General features: G+C 73.2%; 12 protein-coding genes. 5 read left to right on the top strand and 7 right to left on the bottom strand.

Annotation, left to right across the window (positions count from 1 at the left end; all coding sequences use genetic code 11):
- The first annotated feature begins 28 nt into the window (after positions 1–28).
- Positions 29–253, top strand: coding sequence for a DUF6011 domain-containing protein (locus ACY0MR_RS31090; RefSeq protein WP_388804780.1), 225 nt, complete (start codon positions 29–31; stop codon positions 251–253).
- Between the two features lie 117 nt (positions 254–370).
- Positions 371–1,441, top strand: coding sequence for an RNA ligase (ATP) (locus tag ACY0MR_RS31095; RefSeq protein WP_388804777.1), 1,071 nt, complete (start codon positions 371–373; stop codon positions 1,439–1,441).
- 46 nt (positions 1,442–1,487) lie between these two features.
- Here ACY0MR_RS31095 and ACY0MR_RS31100 read toward each other — a convergent pair whose 3' ends face one another.
- Together ACY0MR_RS31100 and ACY0MR_RS31105 are read right to left on the bottom strand one after the other, a co-directional pair.
- A complete protein-coding gene (locus tag ACY0MR_RS31100) occupies positions 1,488–2,351 on the bottom strand; it encodes an acyl-CoA thioesterase (protein ID WP_361859114.1) in 864 nt (287 codons plus the stop codon).
- Positions 2,352–2,365: 14 nt separating this feature from the next.
- Positions 2,366–4,939, bottom strand: a complete 2,574-nt coding sequence (locus ACY0MR_RS31105; protein ID WP_404086186.1) for a DEAD/DEAH box helicase — start codon at positions 4,937–4,939, stop codon at positions 2,366–2,368.
- Between the two features lie 70 nt (positions 4,940–5,009).
- Between ACY0MR_RS31105 and ACY0MR_RS31110 the strand changes: the two genes are divergently transcribed.
- Positions 5,010–5,801: a metal-dependent hydrolase gene (locus tag ACY0MR_RS31110; protein WP_388804770.1), complete on the top strand. Its 792-nt coding sequence runs from the start codon at positions 5,010–5,012 to the stop codon at positions 5,799–5,801.
- 63 nt (positions 5,802–5,864) lie between these two features.
- Here the strand turns inward: ACY0MR_RS31110 and ACY0MR_RS31115 are convergent, their stop codons facing one another.
- Together ACY0MR_RS31115 and ACY0MR_RS31120 are read right to left on the bottom strand one after the other, a co-directional pair.
- Positions 5,865–7,646, bottom strand: a complete 1,782-nt coding sequence (locus ACY0MR_RS31115) for an ABC transporter ATP-binding protein (RefSeq protein WP_388796292.1) — start codon at positions 7,644–7,646, stop codon at positions 5,865–5,867.
- Positions 7,643–9,466 carry an ABC transporter transmembrane domain-containing protein gene (locus ACY0MR_RS31120; RefSeq protein WP_473556618.1) on the bottom strand — a complete coding sequence of 608 codons (1,824 nt, stop codon included), beginning with the start codon at positions 9,464–9,466 and terminating at the stop codon, positions 7,643–7,645. The genes ACY0MR_RS31115 and ACY0MR_RS31120 overlap by 4 nt, the downstream gene beginning before the upstream one ends.
- A gap of 193 nt (positions 9,467–9,659) precedes the next feature.
- Here ACY0MR_RS31120 and ACY0MR_RS31125 point away from each other — a divergent pair, with 193 nt between their 5' ends.
- On the top strand, positions 9,660–11,279 hold the full coding sequence (locus tag ACY0MR_RS31125; protein WP_473556620.1) for a peptide-N4-asparagine amidase: 1,620 nt from the start codon (positions 9,660–9,662) through the stop codon (positions 11,277–11,279).
- Positions 11,280–11,346: 67 nt separating this feature from the next.
- Here the strand turns inward: ACY0MR_RS31125 and ACY0MR_RS31130 are convergent, their stop codons facing one another.
- The 3 genes from ACY0MR_RS31130 to ACY0MR_RS31140 all read right to left on the bottom strand — a co-directional run bounded on the left by ACY0MR_RS31130 (position 11,347) and on the right by ACY0MR_RS31140 (position 16,408).
- Positions 11,347–12,768 (bottom strand): Gfo/Idh/MocA family protein, encoded by a 1,422-nt coding sequence (locus tag ACY0MR_RS31130; protein ID WP_404082963.1) that lies wholly within the window; start codon positions 12,766–12,768, stop codon positions 11,347–11,349.
- Positions 12,769–12,958: 190 nt separating this feature from the next.
- On the bottom strand, positions 12,959–15,883 hold the full coding sequence (locus ACY0MR_RS31135) for an FAD-binding and (Fe-S)-binding domain-containing protein (RefSeq protein WP_388796304.1): 2,925 nt from the start codon (positions 15,881–15,883) through the stop codon (positions 12,959–12,961).
- Positions 15,884–15,919: 36 nt separating this feature from the next.
- Entirely contained in the window at positions 15,920–16,408 is a 489-nt protein-coding gene (locus ACY0MR_RS31140) for a MarR family winged helix-turn-helix transcriptional regulator (protein ID WP_361861572.1), read from the bottom strand.
- Positions 16,409–16,498: 90 nt separating this feature from the next.
- Between ACY0MR_RS31140 and ACY0MR_RS31145 the strand changes: the two genes are divergently transcribed.
- Positions 16,499–18,400, top strand: coding sequence for an ABC transporter ATP-binding protein (locus ACY0MR_RS31145; RefSeq protein WP_473556624.1), 1,902 nt, complete (start codon positions 16,499–16,501; stop codon positions 18,398–18,400).
- The last annotated feature ends 192 nt before the right edge of the window (positions 18,401–18,592 follow it).

Here is an 18,592-nt window from a genome sequence, read left to right on the forward strand (position 1 = left end):
CCTCGTCGGAATAGGGTTTGATCTCAGCATGGGAGACGAACCACTGGCAATCTCGATCGATTCCGCACCGGAGGCAGGACCGCGCAGGATCCTGTGCCGGCTGTGCGGCCGGCCCCTCACCGGCGCCGACTCCCGCCGCACCGGTCTGGGGCCCACCTGCGACGCCAAACTGCACCCGCCGGCGCCGGACGTCCGCACCCGCCGCCACGAGGTCGACCAGGACGCGCTTCCCGGCATCGACCAGGAGCTGTAGCGGCACCGCGCCGGAACCGCGTGACGCTAGCAGCCGGAAAACCCGATCGCCCAGCCCTTTCCCGGTCGGCACAGTGGGCCCCGATGAAACCGAAACCCGAGCACCCGGAGTCCTGAGATGTCGACCCTGCGCGTCACCGCCGAAGTCCTGACCGTCCATCCCCATCCGAACGCCGACGCCCTGGAGCTGGCGCAGGTCGGCCTCTACCGCGCCGTCGTCGCCAAGGGCGCGTACCGCACCGGGGACGCCGCCGTCTACATCCCCGAGCAGTCGGTGCTGCCCGCCGCGCTGATCGAGGAGCTGGGACTCACGGGGCGGCTGGCCGGCGGGAAGGCGGACCGGGTCAAGGCGGTACGGCTGCGCGGCGAGCTGTCGCAGGGGATCGTGTGCCGGCCCGGTGCCCTCGCGGAGGTCGACCTGGCCGGGGCCGCCGCCGAGGGGACGGACTTCGCCGAGGCGCTGGGGATCACGAAGTGGGTGCCGCCGATACCGCCGACGATGAGCGGTGACGTGGAGGCCGCGCCCGACCTGCTGCACTGGGTCGACATCGAGAACCTCCAGCGCTACCCGGACATCTTCGAGCCGGGGGAGCAGGTCGTCCTGACGGAGAAGCTGCACGGCACGGCCTGCCTGATGACGTACCTCGCCGAGGAGGACCGCGTCCAGGTCTCCTCCAAGGGCTTCGGCTCGAAGGGCCTCGCCCTCCAGGAGGACCCGCGCAACCTGTACTGGCGGGCCGTCCACGGCCACGGCCTGCCCGCCGTCGCCGAGCGGCTGGCGAAGCGGCTCGGCGCCCGCAGGGTCGGCCTGTTCGGCGAGGTCTACGGCTCCGGGGTGCAGGACCTGGCGTACGGCGCGGACGCCCGGTCCGAGACCGTCGGCTACGCGCTGTTCGACGTGTCGGCCGAGATCGACGGCCGGGTGGTGTGGCTGGACCCGGCCGAGGTCCTGGAGGCCGGCGAGGTCCCGCTCGTCCCGCGGCTGTACTCCGGTCCCTACGACCTGGACACGGTGCTGGTCCACGCGAGCGGCCGGGAGACCGTCTCGGGGCGGGAGGCGCACCTGCGGGAGGGCGTCGTGATCCGGCCCGCGACCGAGCGGTACAGCCCGGTCCTCGGGGGCCGTGCCATCGCCAAGGCGGTCAGCCCGGCCTACCTGACCCGCAAGGGCGGCACCGAGTACGAGTGACGGTCCGGGCCCGGGTGGTGAGCTGCCACCCGGGCCCGGGACCGGCTCAGAGCTTGCGGAACAGCCCCTCCTGGACCACCGACACCAGGAGCCGCCCCTCGCGGTCGTAGATCCGGCCCCGTGCGAGTCCGCGGCCGCCCGTCGCGATCGGGGACTCCTGGTCGTACAGGAACCACTCGTCCGCGCGGAACGGCCGGTGGAACCACATCGCGTGGTCGAGCGACGCCATGTCGAAGCCGCGCGGGCCCCAGAGCGGCTCGACCGGGATGCGGACCGCGTCGAGGAGCGTCATGTCCGAGGCGTACGTCAGGGCACAGGTGTGGATCAGCGGGTCGTCGCCGAGCGGCCCCACCGCCCGCATCCACACCGCGCTGCGCGGATCCGCGCCCCTGACCTCGTCCGCGGTCCAGCGCAGCCGGTCCACGTACCGGATGTCGAAGGGCTGCCGGCGGGCCATCCGCTCCAGCGCCTCCGGCAGCGCGCCGAGGTGCTCGCGGATCTCGTCCGCGAGGTTCGGCAGGCTCTCCGGGTCCGTCAGGTGCCGCGGCGGCAGCTGGTGCTCGAAGGCGCCGTCCTCCGGCTTGTGGAAGGAGGCGGTGAGATTGAAGATCGTCCGGCCCTCCTGGACGGCCGTGACCCGGCGGGTCGTGAACGACCTGCCGTCCCGCACGCGCTCCACCTGGTAGACGATCGGCACCCCCGGCCGCCCCGGCCGCAGGAAGTAGGCGTGCAGCGAGTGCACCGGCCGGTCGCCCTCGGTGGTGCGGCCCGCCGCGACCAGGGCCTGCCCGGCGACCTGCCCGCCGAAGACCCGTTGCAGCGACTCCTGCGGGCTCCGCCCGCGGAAGATGTTGACCTCGATCTGCTCCAGGTCGAGCAGGTCGACGAGCCTCTCGGCGGGATTGGTCACGTCCGGTCTCTCCTCTACAGCTGTCCGACGGACGTCACGCGGACGACCGCGCGGCCCTCCTCGTCGGAGGCCGCGAGATCCACCTCCGCGCTGATGCCCCAGTCGTGGTCGTCGTTCGGGTCGGCGAAGGTCTGCCGGACGCGCCACAGGCCGTGGGCCGCGTCCTCCTCGATGGCCAGCAGCTTCGGGCCGCGCGCGTCCGGGCCCGTCCCGAGGTCGTCGTACTCGTCCCAGTAGGCGTCCATCGCCTCGCCCCAGGCGTCCGCGTCCCAGCCGGCCTCGGCGTCCATCTCGCCGAGCGCGGTCAGGTTGTCGAGGGCGGCCAGCTCCACGCGGCGGAACATCGCGTTGCGCACCAGGACCCGGAAGGCACGGGCGTTGGCGGTGACCGGCTTGACCTGGTCGGCCTTCTCCTGGGCCTCCTCGGCGGTCTGGATCTCCGGATTGGCCAGCTGCTCCCACTCGTCGAGCAGCGAGGAGTCCACCTGGCGGACCATCTCGCCGAGCCAGGCGATCAGGTCCTCCAGGTCCTCGGTCTTGAGGTCGTCGGGGATGGTGTGGTCGAGCGCCTTGTACGCGCTCGCGAGGTAGCGCAGCACGATGCCCTCGGTCCGCGCCAGCTCGTACCAGGAGGTGAACTCCGTGAAGGTCAGAGCCCGTTCGTACATGTCGCGGATGACGGACTTCGGCGACACCGGGTGGTCGCCGACCCACGGGTGCGAGGTCCGGTAGACGTTGTACGCGTGCCAGAGCAGCTCTTCCAGCGGCTTCGGGTACGAGATGTCCTGGAGCCGCTCCATGCGCTCCTCGTACTCGACGCCGTCCGCCTTCATCTGCCCGACGGCCTCGCCGCGGGCCTTGTTCTGCATGGCGGCGAGGATCTGCCGGGGGTCGTCCAGGGTGGACTCGACGACCGAGACCATGTCCAGGGCGTACGAGGGCGATTCCGGGTCGAGCAGGTCGAAGGCGGCCAGCGCGAACGTCGACAGGGGCTGGTTCAGCGCGAAGTCCTGCTGGAGGTCGACCGTGAGGCGGATGGTGCGGCCCTCGGCGTCCGGGGTGTCCAACTGCTCGACGACACCGCCGTCGAGAAGGGAGCGGTAGATCGCGATGGCCCGGCGGATGTGGCGCAGCTGGGCCTTGCGCGGTTCGTGGTTGTCCTCCAGGAGCTTGCGCATGGCCTCGAAGGCGTTGCCCGGGCGGGCGATCACCGACAGCAGCATGATGTTGGTGACCTTGAAGCGGGAGGTCAGCGGCTCCGGCTCGGCCTCGATGAGCCGGTCGAAGGTGGTGTCGCTCCAGGCGACGAAGCCCTCCGGCGCCTTCTTGCGGACCACCTTGCGGCGCTTCTTCGGGTCGTCGCCGGCCTTGGCGAGCGCCTTCTCGTTCTCGATGACGTGCTCGGGTGCCTGGGCGACCACGTATCCGGCGGTGTCGAAGCCGGCCCGGCCGGCCCGGCCCGCGATCTGGTGGAACTCACGGGCCCGCAGGGTCCGGACCCGGTTGCCGTCGTACTTCGTGAGGGCGGTGAAGAGCACCGTGCGGATCGGGACGTTCACGCCCACGCCGAGGGTGTCCGTCCCGCAGATCACCTTGAGGAGACCGGCCTGCGCCAGCTTCTCGACGAGCCGCCGGTACTTCGGCAGCATGCCCGCGTGGTGGACGCCGATGCCGTGGCGGACGTAACGCGAGAGGTTCTGGCCGAACTTGGTGGTGAAGCGGAAGTTGCCGATCAGCTCGGCGATCTTGTCCTTCTCCTCGCGCGTGCACATGTTGATGCTCATCAGCGACTGCGCCCGCTCGACGGCCTGCGCCTGCGTGAAGTGGACGATGTAGACCGGCGCCTGCCTGGTCTCCAGGAGCTCCGTCAGGGTCTCCGTGATCGGGGTGAGCACGTACGAGTAGGAGAGCGGCACCGGCCGGGTCGCCGAGCGGACCACCGAGGTCGGCCGGCCCGTGCGCCGGGTCAGGTCCTTCTCGAACATCGACACGTCGCCGAGCGTCGCCGACATGAGGACGAACTGCGCCTGGGGGAGTTCCAGGATCGGGATCTGCCACGCCCAGCCGCGGTCCTGCTCGGCGTAGAAGTGGAACTCGTCCATGACGACCTGGCCGATGTCGGCGTACTTGCCGTCCCGCAGCGCGATCGACGCGAGCACCTCGGCCGTACAGCAGATCACCGGCGCGTCCGCGTTCACGGAGGCGTCGCCGGTCAGCATGCCGACGTTCTCGGTGCCGAAGATCTTGCACAGGTCGAAGAACTTCTCCGACACCAGCGCCTTGATCGGCGCGGTGTAGAAGGTCACCTGGTCGTTCGCGAGCGCGGTGAAGTGGGCAGCCGCCGCGACCAGCGACTTTCCCGATCCGGTGGGGGTGGAGAGGATCACGTTGGCCCCGGAGACGACCTCGATCAGCGCCTCTTCCTGGGCCGGGTAGAGCGTGATGCCCCGGTCCTCGGCCCAGGAGGAGAAGGCCTCGAAGAGGGCGTCGGGGTCGGCGGTCGGCGGCAGCTGATCGATAAGGGTCACACCCCCATCTTGCCTGGATTCCGACCGGATGAGGGAACCGGCCACCGCTACGAAGATCACGGGCGATAGGCTCGTCCGTCGACCGGTCGTCAACTGGGCGCCGGCAGGGGAGAAACGGGGCGGGCCAACCATGATGGGACCGGCGCACTCGCTGTCCGGAGCGGCGGCCTGGCTGGGTGTCGGAGCGGCCGCGGCCGCCTACGACCGACCGATGCCGTGGCCGGTTCTCGTCGTCGGCGCGCTCATCTGCGCGGGGGCGGCCCTCGCCCCCGACCTGGACCACAAGTCGGCGACGATCTCGCGCGCCTTCGGACCGGTCTCGAAGGCCCTGTGCGAGATCGTCGACAAGCTGTCCTACGCCGTCTACAAGGCGACCCGCTCCACCACCGACCCGCGCAGGTCGGGCGGGCACCGGACCCTCACCCACACCTGGCTCTGGGCGGTCCTGATCGGCGGCGGCGCGTCCGCCGCCGCCGTCACCGGCGGCCGCTGGGCGGTCCTCGCGATCCTCTTCGTCCACCTGGTGCTCGCCGTGGAGGGCCTGCTGTGGCGGGCCGCCCGGATGTCGAGCGACGTCCTGGTCTGGCTGCTCGGCGCGACCAGCGCGTGGATCCTGGCGGGCGTCCTCGACCAGCCGGGCAACGGTGCGGACTGGTTCTTCACCGCCCCCGGCCAGGAGTACCTGTGGCTGGGGCTCCCGATCCTGCTCGGCGCCCTGGTCCACGACATCGGCGACGCGCTGACCGTCTCCGGCTGCCCGATCCTGTGGCCGATCCCGGTGGGCCGGAAGCGCTGGTACCCGGTCGGCCCGCCCAAGGCCATGCGCTTCCGGGCCGGCAGCTGGGTGGAGCTGAAGGTCCTGATGCCGGCGTTCATGCTGCTCGGCGGGGTGGGCGGCGCCGCCGCGCTCGGGTTCATCTAGCGCACGGGGGAGGGGCCGCGCCGGTGCTCCGGCGCGGCCCCTCCCCTTGTCCCTCCCCGTACGTCAGCCGTGCCACGACCGCCACAGCGCGGCGTACGCCCCGTCCGCCGCGACGAGTTCGGCGTGGCTGCCCAGTTCGCTGATCCGGCCGGACTCGACCACCGCGATCAGGTCCGCGTCGTGCGCGGTGTGCAGCCGGTGCGCGATGGCCACGACCGTCCGCCCGTCCAGGACGCGGCCCAGGGAGCGCTCCAGGTGCCGGGCCGCCCGCGGGTCGAGCAGCGAGGTCGCCTCGTCCAGGACCAGGGTGTGCGGATCGGCCAGGACGAGCCGGGCCAGGGCGATCTGCTGGGCCTGCGCCGGGGTCGTCGCACGGCCGCCCGAGCCGACCTCGGTGTCCAGCCCCTCGTCCAGCCCGCGCGCCCAGGACTCCGCGTCCACCGCGGCGAGCGCGGCCCACAGCTCGGCGTCCGAGGCGCCCGTCCGGGCCAGCAGCAGGTTGTCCCGGAGCGAGCCCACGAACACGTGGTGCTCCTGGTTCACCAGGGCCACGTGCTCGCGCACCCGCTCGGCCGGCATCCGCGACAGCTCGGCCGCGCCGAGGGTGACCGAACCGGTCCGCGGCCCGTAGATGCCCGCGAGGAGCCGGCCGAGGGTGGACTTGCCGGCGCCGGACGGACCGACGAGGGCCAGCCGGGTGCCGGGCGCCACCTTCAGGGACACCTCGTGCAGGACGTCGACGCCCTCGCGGTAGCCGAACCGGACGTCGTCGGCCCGGACGGCCCGGCCCTCGGGCCGCACCTCTGCGTCGCCCGCCTCCGGCTCGATGTCGCGGACACCGACCAGCCGGGCCAGGGACACCTGCGCGACCTGGAGCTCGTCGTACCAGCGGAGCACGATGCCGATCGGATCGACCAGCATCTGGGACAGCAGCGCGCCCGTCGTCAGCTGACCGACGTCGATCCAGCCCTGGAGGACGAAGACACCGCCGAACAGCAGCACCGCGCACAGCACCGTCACATGGGTGAGGTTGACCGCGGGGAACAGCACCGAGCGGAGGAAGAGCGTGTACCGCTCCCAGGCCACCCACTCCGAGATGCGCCGGTCCGACAGGGCGATCCGGCGCGCGCCGAGCCGGTGCGACTCGACCGTGCGGCCCGCGTCGACCGTCTCGGCCAGGGCGGCGGCCACCGCGGCGTACCCCGCGGACTCCGAGCGGTAGGCGGCCGGCGCCCGCCGGAAGTACCAGCGGGAGACCACGACGAGCAGGGGCGCCGCGACCAGCGCGGCGAGTGCGAGCGGCGGCGCCGTGACGGCGAGGCCGCCGAGCAGCAGTCCCGCCCACACCACGCCGATGGCCAGCTGGGGCACGGCCTCGCGCATCGCGTTGGACAGCCGGTCCACGTCGGTCGTGATCCGGGAGAGGAGGTCGCCGGTGCCGGCCCGCTCCAGGACGCCCGGCGGCAGGCCGACCGCACGGACCAGGAAGTCCTCCCGCAGGTCGGCCAGCATCTCCTCGCCGAGCATGGCCCCGCGCAGCCGGACCAGCCGGACGAAGACGGTCTGGACGAGCAGCGCGACCGCGAACAGGGCGACCGTGCGCTCCAGATGGAGGTCGCGCGCCCCCGAGGCCAGCCGGTCGACCACCGAGCCCAGCAGGTACGGGCCGGCCATCGAGGCGATCACCGCGACCGCGTTCACCCCGACGAGCAGGGAGAACGCCCGGCGGTGGCGGCGCAGCAGACCGCGGGCGTAGTCGCGGACGGTCGCGTGGGCGGCGACGGGCAGTGTCGTCGCCGTCGTCGGGGCCGCCGGGTCGTACTCCGGAGGCGCCAGGCCGATCATGCCGATTCCCCTTCCAGTGCTTCGAGTGCGTCGGTCGCGTCGAGCGCGCCGGCCGGGGCCGGCACGGCCCGCTCCTCGTCGGTCTCGCGGGTGACGACCGCGCGGTAGCGGGGCTCACGGGCGAGCAGTTCGCGGTGGGTGCCGACGGCGACCGCCTGGCCCTCGTGGACCAGGACGACCCGGTCGGCGCGGTCCAGGAGCAGCGGCGAGGAGGCCAGGACCACCGTGGTCCGGCCCGCCCGCAGGGCGCCGACGCCGCCGGCCACCCGGGCCTCGGTGTGCGCGTCGACCGCCGAGGTGGGCTCGTCGAGGACCAGCACCTCCGGGTCGGTGACCAGCGACCGGGCGAGGGCGAGCCGCTGGCGCTGGCCGCCCGAGAGCGACCGGCCCCGCTCGGTGATGCGGGTGCGCATCGGGTCGCCGTCGGAGTCCGCGGACGCCTGGGCCAGCGCGTCGAGGACGTCGCCGCACTCGGCGGCGGCCAGGGCCCGGTCCGGCGCCACCGCGCCGGAGCGGGGCACGTCCAGGAGCTCCCGGAGGGTGCCCGAGAGCAGGACCGGGTCCTTGTCCTGGACGAGCACCGCCGTGCGGGCGGTGTCCAGCGACAGCTCGTCGAGGGGGACCCCGCCGAGCAGCACCGAGGTGTGGTCGCCGCCCGGGTCCGCCGGGTGCCCGCCGAGCCGGTCGGCCAGCCGCCCGGCCACGTCCGGGTCGCCGCAGACGACCGCCGTGAACCGCCCGGCCGGAGCGAGCAGTCCGGTCAGCGGGTCGTAGAGGTCACCGGTCGGCTCCTCGGCCCCGTCCGCCGCCGTGGCGGGGCCGGTCGTGCGGTTCAGCGCCAGGACCCGGGCGGCCCGCTTCGCGGACGGCCGGGAGAAGGAGAAGGCCATGGCGATCTCCTCGAAGTTGCGCAGCGGGTGGTAGGTCAGGGCGACCGCGCTGTAGACCGTGACCAGTTCCCCTACCGTGATCCGCCCGTCGAGGGCGAGGCGGGCGCCGTACGCGACCACGACGATGAGCAGGATGCCCGGCAGCACGACCTGGATCGCGGAGATCAGCGCCCACATGCGCGCGCTGTGCACGGCCGCCGTGCGGACCTCCTGGGAGGCGGCGCGGTAACGGCCGAGGAACAGGTCCTCGCCGCCGATGCCGCGCAGCACGCGGAGCCCGGCGACGGTGTCGGAGGCCAGCTCGGTGGCCCGTCCCGCCTTCTCCCGCTGGAGGTCGGCCCGGCGCGTGGCGCGGGGGAGCAGCGGCAGGACGGCGAGGGCGAGGATCGGGATGCCGACGGCCACCACGACGCCGAGGGCGGGCTGGTAGACGACGAGGCCGGCGCAGATGACGACCAGGACGACGGCGCCCGCGGCGAACCTCGACAGGGCCTCGACGAACCAGCCGATCTTCTCGACGTCGCCGGTGGACACGGCGACGACCTCGCCGGCGGCGACCCGCCGGGTCAGGAGCGAGCCCAGTTCGGCGGTCTTGCGGGAGAGGAGCTGCTGGACCCGGGCCGCGGCCGTGATCCAGTTGGTGACGGCGGTGCGGTGCAGCATCACGTCACCCACCGAGATCGCGGCGCCCAGGACCACCAGCAGCACTCCGGCGAGTCCGAGGCGCCCGCCGTCGCGGTCCACCACCGACTGCACGGCGATGCCCATGCCGAGGGGCAGTCCGGCGATGCCCAGGTGGTGCAGGAGCCCCCACAGCATGGACTTCACCTGCCCGCCGAGCTGCTGACGGCCGAGCCACACGAGGAACCGGGTGCCCGAGCGGACATCGGGGACCCCTGGGTCGGCGAAGGGAAGGTCTCGAATCTGCATGGCGTCCCAGGGTCTCCGGGTCTGGTCTGGGGGAACGCGCGCCGAGGGGGTGCGACGGCGGGGGAAAGCGGTGCAAGGTTCGCGTCTTCCCCCGGGAGCGGCAATCGATTTTCCACAGGGGCGAACAGATCGCGCCATGTCCGCTCATCGTCCTCTGGACCGCACGGGGGCGGGCGCGCTTCACTCCGGCCCCATGAGACCACTCAAGATCATGAGCATGCTCAGCGGTCTGGTCCTCGCCGCGGGCGTGCTCCTCGCCGCCCCCGCGCAGGCCGCCGCCGACGGTCCGCACGGCCCGACGCCCCCGGCCGAGTTCACCGGCGACTGGCACGACCCGGTCACCGCCGCCCCGCCCGTGGAGACCCCCGGCACCCGTAGCTGCGAGGTCCTCCTCGCCGCCGCCGAGTTCCGGGACTTCACGCCCTACCAGGGGAGTTACACCCCTCCGAAGGAGTGCGGCACGCGCTGGAACAAGGTCGTCCTGCGCCTGGAGGGGAGCGTCAAGGGCCGCCAGTACGACCGCCTCGGCCACCTCGGCGTCGGGGGCGTGGAGATCCTCCGCACCTCCACGCCCCAGCCCTCGCCCGAGGGCATCGCCTGGTCCGTGGAGAAGGACGTCACCCGGTACCGCGACACCCTCAGCCGTCCCGGCGCCGTCGAGATGCTCATCGGCAATGTCGTGAACGAGACCTACACGGGCGTCCTCGACGTCCGCGTCACCCTCACCTTCCACACCGCGCGGGGCCGGGTGAAACCGGCCGCCGGTACGCCCGACCGGGTGATCCCCCTCGCCGGCGCCACCCTCACCACCCCGCGCAACACCGAGCGCGTCCTCGCCGAGGTCTACGCCACCGGCTCCGGCGGCGGCTGCGAGGAGTACTGGTACCTCTCCGTCCCCGACGCCGCCCCCTACTCCTGCCACGCCACCGGCGGACCGCACCGGGAGGTGCGGGTCTCCGTCGACGGACGCCTCGCCGGCATCGCCGCGCCCTTCCCCACGGTCTGGACCGGGGGCTGGTCGAACCCCTTCCTCTGGTACGTCGTCCCCGGCCCGCGCGCCTTCGACGTCCAGCCGATCGTCTACGACCTGACGCCCTTCGCCGCCGTCCTCAACGACGGCCGCGCGCACCGCGTGGAGGTCTCCGTGGCCGGCGTCCCGGCCGGGCAGTCGGGCTGGTCCATCCCCGCCAACGTGCTCCTCTGGCAGGACGAGGGCAGCCGGGTCGTCACCGGGGCCCTCGACCGCCACGAGGAGACCCCGCCGCGCGGCTCCTCCGTCCACACGCCCGCCACCGGCGACGCCCTCCACCGGCTCGACACCGAAGCCGGGCACCGGCTCACCGTCGCCGGCCACCTGAACACCTCGCACGGGCGCGTCGACACCACCGTCGACCGGACCGTCGCCCACCGCTCCGTGCACCGCTGGGGCGAGGGCGAGAACCCGGACGCCCTCACCGCGCGCTGGACCGACCGCGAGACCGTGACCCGCGGCCGGACCGCCACCCGCACCGACCGGACGTACACCATGGACGGCGAGACCACCGTCGGCGCGGGCGACCGGCTGCGGACCGTCCTCACCCTCGGGGACCGCGCCGACACCGCCGTCCTGCGCGACGGCCGCCGCCTGTCCTGGTCGCGGCTCGACGACACGTACACCGGGGACGCCACGTACACCACCGGGGTCCCGCGCGACCAGCGCCACGCGGTCGGCACCACGCGCGAGCGCTACCGGCTGTACGGCTCCGGGGGCTGCTACGACCGGAGCCTGACGACCGTTCAGGGAACGGTCACCCGGGACCTGCGCCGCTGCTGACCCCGGCCGGTGCCCGGCCGCGGAGGCCGGGCACCCCAGCGTGCGACGGGACCGGTCACCCCGCCCGTCAGGCGGGCTTCACCGAGTCCACGCCCGAGCGGGCCCGCTGCCATGCGCCGCGCGTGAAGTCGGGGATCTCCTGCGGCGCGCCCTGCGCGTTGATCGAGGCGTGGCTGAGCGGCACGGGAGCCGTCCAGGTGGCGGCGTCGTAGACGTCGAAGTCCGGCGGCAGCCCGAGCCGCATGCACTGCATCAGGCGGTAGACCATGAGGTAGTCCATGCCGCCGTGGGCGCCCGGCGGGTCGGCGTGCTCCTTCCAGAGCCAGTGGTCGAACTCGGCCGCGTATGCCGAGAAGTCGGCCCACTGGTCGTCCGTGTGGTCCGGCTCCAGGTAGATCCGGGCCGGGTAGTCCTCGAAGACGCCCCGGGTGCCGCCCAGACTGTTCACCCTGCTGTACGGGTGCGGGGTGGAGACGTCGTGCTCCAGGCGGATGACCCGGCCCAGGGCCGTCTGGACCAGGCTGATCGTCCGGTCGCTCCCGACGTACGTCTCCTTCCAGCTGGGGTCGCCGGACGGCACGTGCTCGCGGCGGTACTCGGCGAGCCCCAGCGCCGGGGTGCCGAAGCTGCTGATGCTCACCGCCCGGTCGCCCCGGTTGATGTCCATGTACATGGCGACGGGGCCGAAGCCGTGGTTGGGGTAGAGGTCGCCCTTCAGCTGCGTGTGCCACCGCCGGCGCCACGGGCCCTCGTAGTACGTGGGGGAGAACATCAGGGCGCGCAGGTCGTGGTTGTACGCCCCCGCCCCGTGCAGCAGCCGGCCGAACCTCCCGGCGTGCGCCATCCGCAGCACCCGCATCTCGTTCCGGCCGTAGCAGCAGTTCTCCAGCTGCATGCAGTGGCGGCGGGTCTGCTCCGACAGGTCGACGAGTTCCCAGAGTTCGTCGAGCCGCATGGCGACCGGGCACTCCACGCCGACGTGCTTGCCGCCCAGCATCGCCGCGCGGGCGATCGGGAAGTGGGTCTCCCAGGGGGTGGCCACGTACACGAGGTCGAGGTCCGTGCGGGCGCAGAGCTTCTCGAAGTCGTTCTCGCCGTTCGCGTAGACGGCGGGGGCGGGCTGGCCCGCTGCCGCGACCGCCGCGGCGGCCTTCTCGGCCTTGTCGCGCACGGGGTCGCAGACGGCGTTCACCCGGACCCCGGGGAGCGAGAGGAAGTGACCGATCATGCCGGCGCCCCGGTTGCCGTAGCCGACGATGCCGACCCGGACGGTGGAGCGGCGTTCGAAGGGGACGCCCGCCATGGTGGCCCCGAGGCGCCGCCGCCCGGCGGCGGGGTCGGCGACCGGCGCGGCGGCCGGGGCGCCCGGGGTGGCCGCCTCCGCGGCCGGGGCGCCGAGGGCGCCGAGCGCGAGTCCCGTCCCGGCCGCGCCAGCGGTGGCCCGGAGGACCTTGCGGCGGCTCGGCTCGTGCGGTGGCTGCTCGTTCACGGAACCTCCCGGAGCTGTGGCACGGCTGACTCACGCATCCTGCGACGGGTGATGTTCCGGATCTCGCACCGAGCCGCACCGGGCGCCCACCCTCACCCGAACGTACGAAGGGCCCCTCGCCGCGAAGGGCGAGGGGCCGTCGGGCGCCGGGGGACGCCCGGAACCAGGTGGCGTCGGGAACCGGGGGACGTCAGGGGCGGGTCGCGTGCTCCAGGGCGAGGAGCACCGATCCGTAACCGCGGCCCGTCGCCCGGTCCATCCCGATCTCGCACATCCGGTTGGCCGAGAGGTGCGCGTCGAAGGGCCGGGCGGTCACCTCGGCGGCCTCCCGGGCCGTCGCCGCGGCCGTCAGCTCCGGGTGCAGCATCCCCCGGTCGCCCGCGAAGGCGCAGCAGCCCGCGTCGGCGGGGACGACGACCTCGTCGGCGCAGGCCCGCGCCAGCTCCGCCAGCCGGTCCTCGTCGCCCAGATGCCGCATCGAACAGGTCGGATGGACCACGGCGGAGCCCACCCGGCGGCGCACCTCCAGCCGGGGGAGCAGCTCGTCCGCCGCCCACACCAGCGAGTCCACCACCGTCATCCCGGCGTGCAGCGCCCGGTTCTCCTCCGTCAGGTACGGCACGACCTCGTGGGCGATGCCCAGGGTGCACGAGGAGGCGTCCACGACGAGCGGCAGCGTCCCGCCCGCGGTCCACCCCCAGGCCGCCTCCACGATCCGGTTCGCCATCACCTCGTTGCCCCGCTCGTACCCCTTCGAGTGCCAGATGGTGGCGCAGCAGGTTCCGGTCACGTCGTCGGGGATCCACACCGGCCTCCCGGCGCGGGCCGACAGCGCGACCACGGCCTCCGGCAGCGAGGGGCCGCGCATCCCCTCCGGATTGCCGAAGATCCGGTTCACACAGGCGGGGTAGTAGACGGCGACGGCCGCGGGGCGGTGGGTGCGGGGCAGCCGCCGGGCCGCCGCTCCGGGGATCTCGGGCAGCCACTCGGGGACGAGGTCCGGGCTGACCGCCCGGCGGGCCAGGCCGGTCACCGAGGCCAGGACCCGGTCGCCGATCCGGTCGGCGGCGGCGACCGCGAGCCGCGCCGAGGCCTCCGCCGCCCGGAAGTTCCTCGCGGCCAGGGCGGCCACCCGCTCCTCGCGCGCACTGTGCCGCTCGTGCCGGAACTCCTTCATCAGCGCGCCCGTGTCGATGCCGACCGGGCAGGCGAGCTTGCAGGTGGAGTCCCCGGCGCAGGTGTCGACGGCGTCGTACCCGTACGACTCCAGGAGCCGGGCCTCCACCGGGGAGCCGGCCCGCTGCCGCATCATCTCCCGGCGCAGCACGATCCGCTGGCGCGGAGTGGTCGTCAGGTCCTGGCTGGGGCAGGTCGGTTCGCAGAAGCCGCACTCGATGCAGGGATCGGCGATCCGCTCCACGGCGGGGATCGTCTTGAGGCCGCGCAGATGGGCGTGCGGGTCGCGGTCCAGGACGATCCGGGGGGCCAGCACCCCGTCGGGGTCGATGGCCTCCTTGACCCGCCACATCAGGTCGGTCGCCTGGGTCCCCCACTCCAGCTCCAGGAACGGGGCGATGTTGCGGCCGGTGGCGTGCTCCGCCTTCAGGGAGCCGTCGAAGCGCTCCACGGTGAGCTTGCAGAACTCGTCCATGAAGGCCGCGTAGCGCTCGACGTCGGCCGGGTCGGCCGCGTCGAAGGCGAGCAGGAAGTGGAGGTTGCCGTGCGCGGCGTGGCCCGCGACGGCGGCGTCGAAGCCGTGGCGCGCCTGCAGGTCGAGCAGCGCCTGGCAGGCCTCCGCCAGCCGGGCCGGGGGCACCGCGAAGTCCTCGGTGATCAGGGTCGTGCCGGAGGGCCGGGAGCCGCCGACCGCCGTCACGAAGGCCTTGCGGGCCTTCCAGTAGCCGGCGATCCGCTTCGGGTCGGTGGTGAAGGCGTTCTCCACGGAGGCCACCGGGGCCACCAGGCGCAGACCGGCGAGGACCTCGTCCGCCGCCCGTTCGTACGCCTCCCGCGCCGCCGCGTCGGGCGCGCGGAACTCGACGAGGAGGGCCGCCGTCTCCTTGGGCAGCTCCGCCCAGTCCGCCGGGACGCCCGCCACGCTCACCGAGGCCCGCAGGGTGTTGCCGTCCATGAGCTCGACGGCCAGCGCGCCGGCCGCGTTGAAGAGGGGCACGGCCTCGGCCGCCGCCGGCAGCGAGGGGAAGAACAGCAGGGCCGAGGACACCTCGCGGTCCAGCGGCAGGGTGTCGAAGACGACCTCGGAGATGAAGCCGAAGGTGCCCTCCGAGCCCACCATGAGGCCCCGCAGGATGCGCACCGGGGTGTCGCCGTCGAGGAAGGCGTCCAGCCGGTAGCCGTTGGTGTTCTTGATCGCGTACTTGGCGCGGATCCGCGCGGTCAGCGCGGGGTCCGCCTCGATCTCGGCCTTGAGCCGCATCAGCTCCGCGCAGAGTCTCGGCTCGGCGTGCGCGAGCTCCTCGTCGGCGGCCGGGTCGGCGGTGTCGACCACGGTGCCGCTCGGCAGCACGAAGGTGAGCGAGGAGACGGTCCGGTACGAGTTCCTGGTGGTGCCCGCCGTCATGCCGGAGGCGTTGTTGGCGACGACTCCGCCGATCGTGCAGGCGATCGCGCTGGCCGGGTCGGGACCCAGGACCCGTCCGTGCGGGGCGAGGGCGGCGTTGGCGCGCACGACGGTGGTGCCGGGGCGGATCCGGGCCCGCGCACCGCCGTCCAGGACCTCGACGCCGGCCCAGTGGCGGCGGACGTCGACCAGGATGTCCTCGCCCTGCGCCTGGCCGTTGAGACTGGTCCCGGCGGCCCGGAAGACCACTTCGCGGCCCTTGCCGTGGGCGTACGAGAGGATCGTGGAGATGTCGTCGATGTCCTCGGCGACCACCACGGCCTGCGGGACGAAGCGGTAGGGGCTGGCGTCGGAGGCGTACCGCACGAGGTCCGAGATCTTCGAGAGCACCTTCTCGGGGCCGAGGAGCTCGGTGAGCTCCTCGCGCAGCCGCCTCGGCGTCCCCCGCGCCTGGAGCTCCGGCACGCGGTCCGGGGACGGACTCCGGTGCGCGCCGGGGCGGAGGGCCTGCGGGTTCGGCTCGAACAGCGGCATGTCACGGCTCCCCTTCGCGCGTCCGCGTGCCCGGGGTCAGCAGCCGCCCTCCGGGCCGGGGTCGACCAGGGCGGACAGGAGACCTCCGAGTGCCTCGCGCTGTGCGGCGGTCAATGGAGCAAGGATGTCCTCTGCGGCCGCCCGGCGCGCGCTGCGCAGCTCCCGCAGCGTGGCGCGGCCCGCGTCCGTGAGCTCGATCCGCACGACCCGGCGGTTGCTCGGATCGGGCACCCGTCGCACCCGGTCGACGGCCTCCAGACCGTCGACCAGACTGGTCACCGCGCGCGGGACGACCTCCAGGCGGGCGGCGAGGTCGGCCATCCGGGGCGGCTCCCCGAAGTGCGCGACCGTGCGGAGCAGCCTGGACTGGGCGGGTGTGATGCCGACCGGCTCCAGGTGGCGCTTCTGGATCCGGTGCAGGCGCCGGGTCAGGCGCAGCAGCTGCTCGGCGAGGAGGCCGTCGGCGCCCTCGGTGTCGGGTTCCCCCGAACGGCCGGAGCCGGTCGGAACGGCGGAGGTGCTCATGCGGGAACAATATCAGGACCTCGTTCATTGTGAGCATAGGTAACAATGAGCTAAGCTCTCGACGACGTCGCCGAACCCCCGAAGGAGCCCATGCGCCCCCACGACCAGTCCGACTGGACGCCCCCGCCGCGCGACCCCGGCCAGCCGAAGGAGCCCGCGCAGCTGCGGCGCATCCTGCGGCTCTTCCGCCCCTACCGCGCCCGCCTGGTACTCGTCGGCCTCCTGGTCGGCGCCGCCTCGCTGGTCACGGTCGCCTCCCCGTTCCTGCTCAAGGAGATCCTCGACACCGCCATCCCCCAGGGGCGCACCGGGCTGCTCAGCCTGCTCGCCCTCGGCATGATCGCCACCGCGGTGCTGACCAGCGTCTTCGGCGTGCTCCAGACCCTGATCTCCACCACCGTCGGCCAGCGCGTCATGCACGACCTGCGCACCGGGGTCTACGAGCAGCTCCAGCGGATGCCGCTCGCGTTCTTCACGCGCACGCGTACCGGCGAGGTCCAGTCCCGCATCGCCAACGACATCGGCGGCATGCAGGCCACCGTGACCTCCACCGCCACCTCCCTCGTCTCCAACCTCACCGCGGTCGTCGCCACCGTCGCCGCGATGGTCGCCCTCGACTGGCGGCTCACCCTCGTCTCGCTGCTCCTGCTCCCCGTCTTCGTGTGGATCAGCCGGCGCGTCGGCAACGAGCGCAAGCGCATCACCACCCAGCGCCAGAAGCAGATGGCCGCCATGGCCGCGACCGTCACCGAGTCCCTCTCGGTCAGCGGCATCCTGCTCGGCCGCACCATGGGCCGCGCCGACTCCCTCACCGCGTCCTTCGCCGAGGAGTCCGAGCGCCTCGTCGACCTGGAGGTGCGCTCCTCCATGGCCGGGCGGTGGCGGATGTCCACCATCGGCATCGTCATGGCGGCCATGCCCGCCCTGATCTACTGGGCCGCCGGCATCGCCCTGGGCTCCGGCGGCGCCGCGATCTCGCTCGGCACCCTCGTCGCCTTCGTCTCGCTCCAGCAGGGCCTCTTCCGCCCCGCCGTCAGCCTGCTCTCCACCGGCGTGCAGATGCAGACCTCCCTCGCGCTCTTCCAGCGCATCTTCGAGTACCTCGACCTGCCCGTGGACATCACGGAGCCCGCCGAGCCCGTCCGCCTCCCCGAGATCCGCGGCGAGGTCGCGTTCGAGAAGGTGGAGTTCCGCTACGACCCGGAGGGCACCGGACGGCCCACCCTCGACGCCGTCGACCTGACCGTGCCCGCCGGGGGCAGCCTGGCCGTCGTCGGCCCCACCGGCTCCGGGAAGTCCACCCTCAGCTACCTGGTGCCGCGGCTGTACGACGTCACCGGCGGCCGCGTCACCCTCGACGGGGTCGACGTGCGCGACCTCGACTTCGACACCCTCGCCCGCGCGGTCGGCGTCGTCTCCCAGGAGACGTACCTCTTCCACGCCTCGGTCGCCGACAACCTCCGCTTCGCCAAGCCCGACGCGACCGACGAGGAGATCGAGGCCGCCGCCCGCGCCGCCCAGATCCACGACCACATCGCCTCGCTGCCCGAGGGGTACGACACCCTGGTCGGCGAGCGCGGCTACCGCTTCTCGGGCGGCGAGAAGCAGCGCCTCGCCATCGCCCGCACCATCCTGCGCGACCCGCCCGTCCTCATCCTCGACGAGGCCACCAGCGCCCTCGACACCCGCACGGAGCACGCCGTGCAGCAGGCCATCGACTCCCTGTCCGCCGGCCGGACCACCGTCACCATCGCCCACCGGCTCTCCACCGTGCGCGACGCCGACCAGATCGTCGTCCTCGACGCGGGCCGGATCGCGGAGCGCGGCACGCACGACGAGCTGCTCGCCCTGGACGGGAAGTACGCGGCCCTCGTGAGGCGGGACGCCCGGAGCGCCGGCGCGGCGACCGGGGCCGGAACGGCGACCGGGGCCGGATCCGGGGTCGGTGCCGAACAGGCGAACGTGGGAGCGGTTGTTCCCCAGAACGTGTGATCGCTCCGGAATTCGTTGCCCCAGGCACGTACGGCGTCGGATGATTGCGGTGCGCGATCGACGGGCTGCAGAACGTCACCGCGCGGTCCCGATCACGCACCGGTCCCACGGTGCACCTGTACGAGGAGAAGCACCACCATGAACGTCATCACCAACCTGCTCGCCGGCGTCCTCCACTTCCTGGGCTGGCTC

The sequence above is a fragment of the Streptomyces sp. JN8 genome, assembly GCF_055808075.1.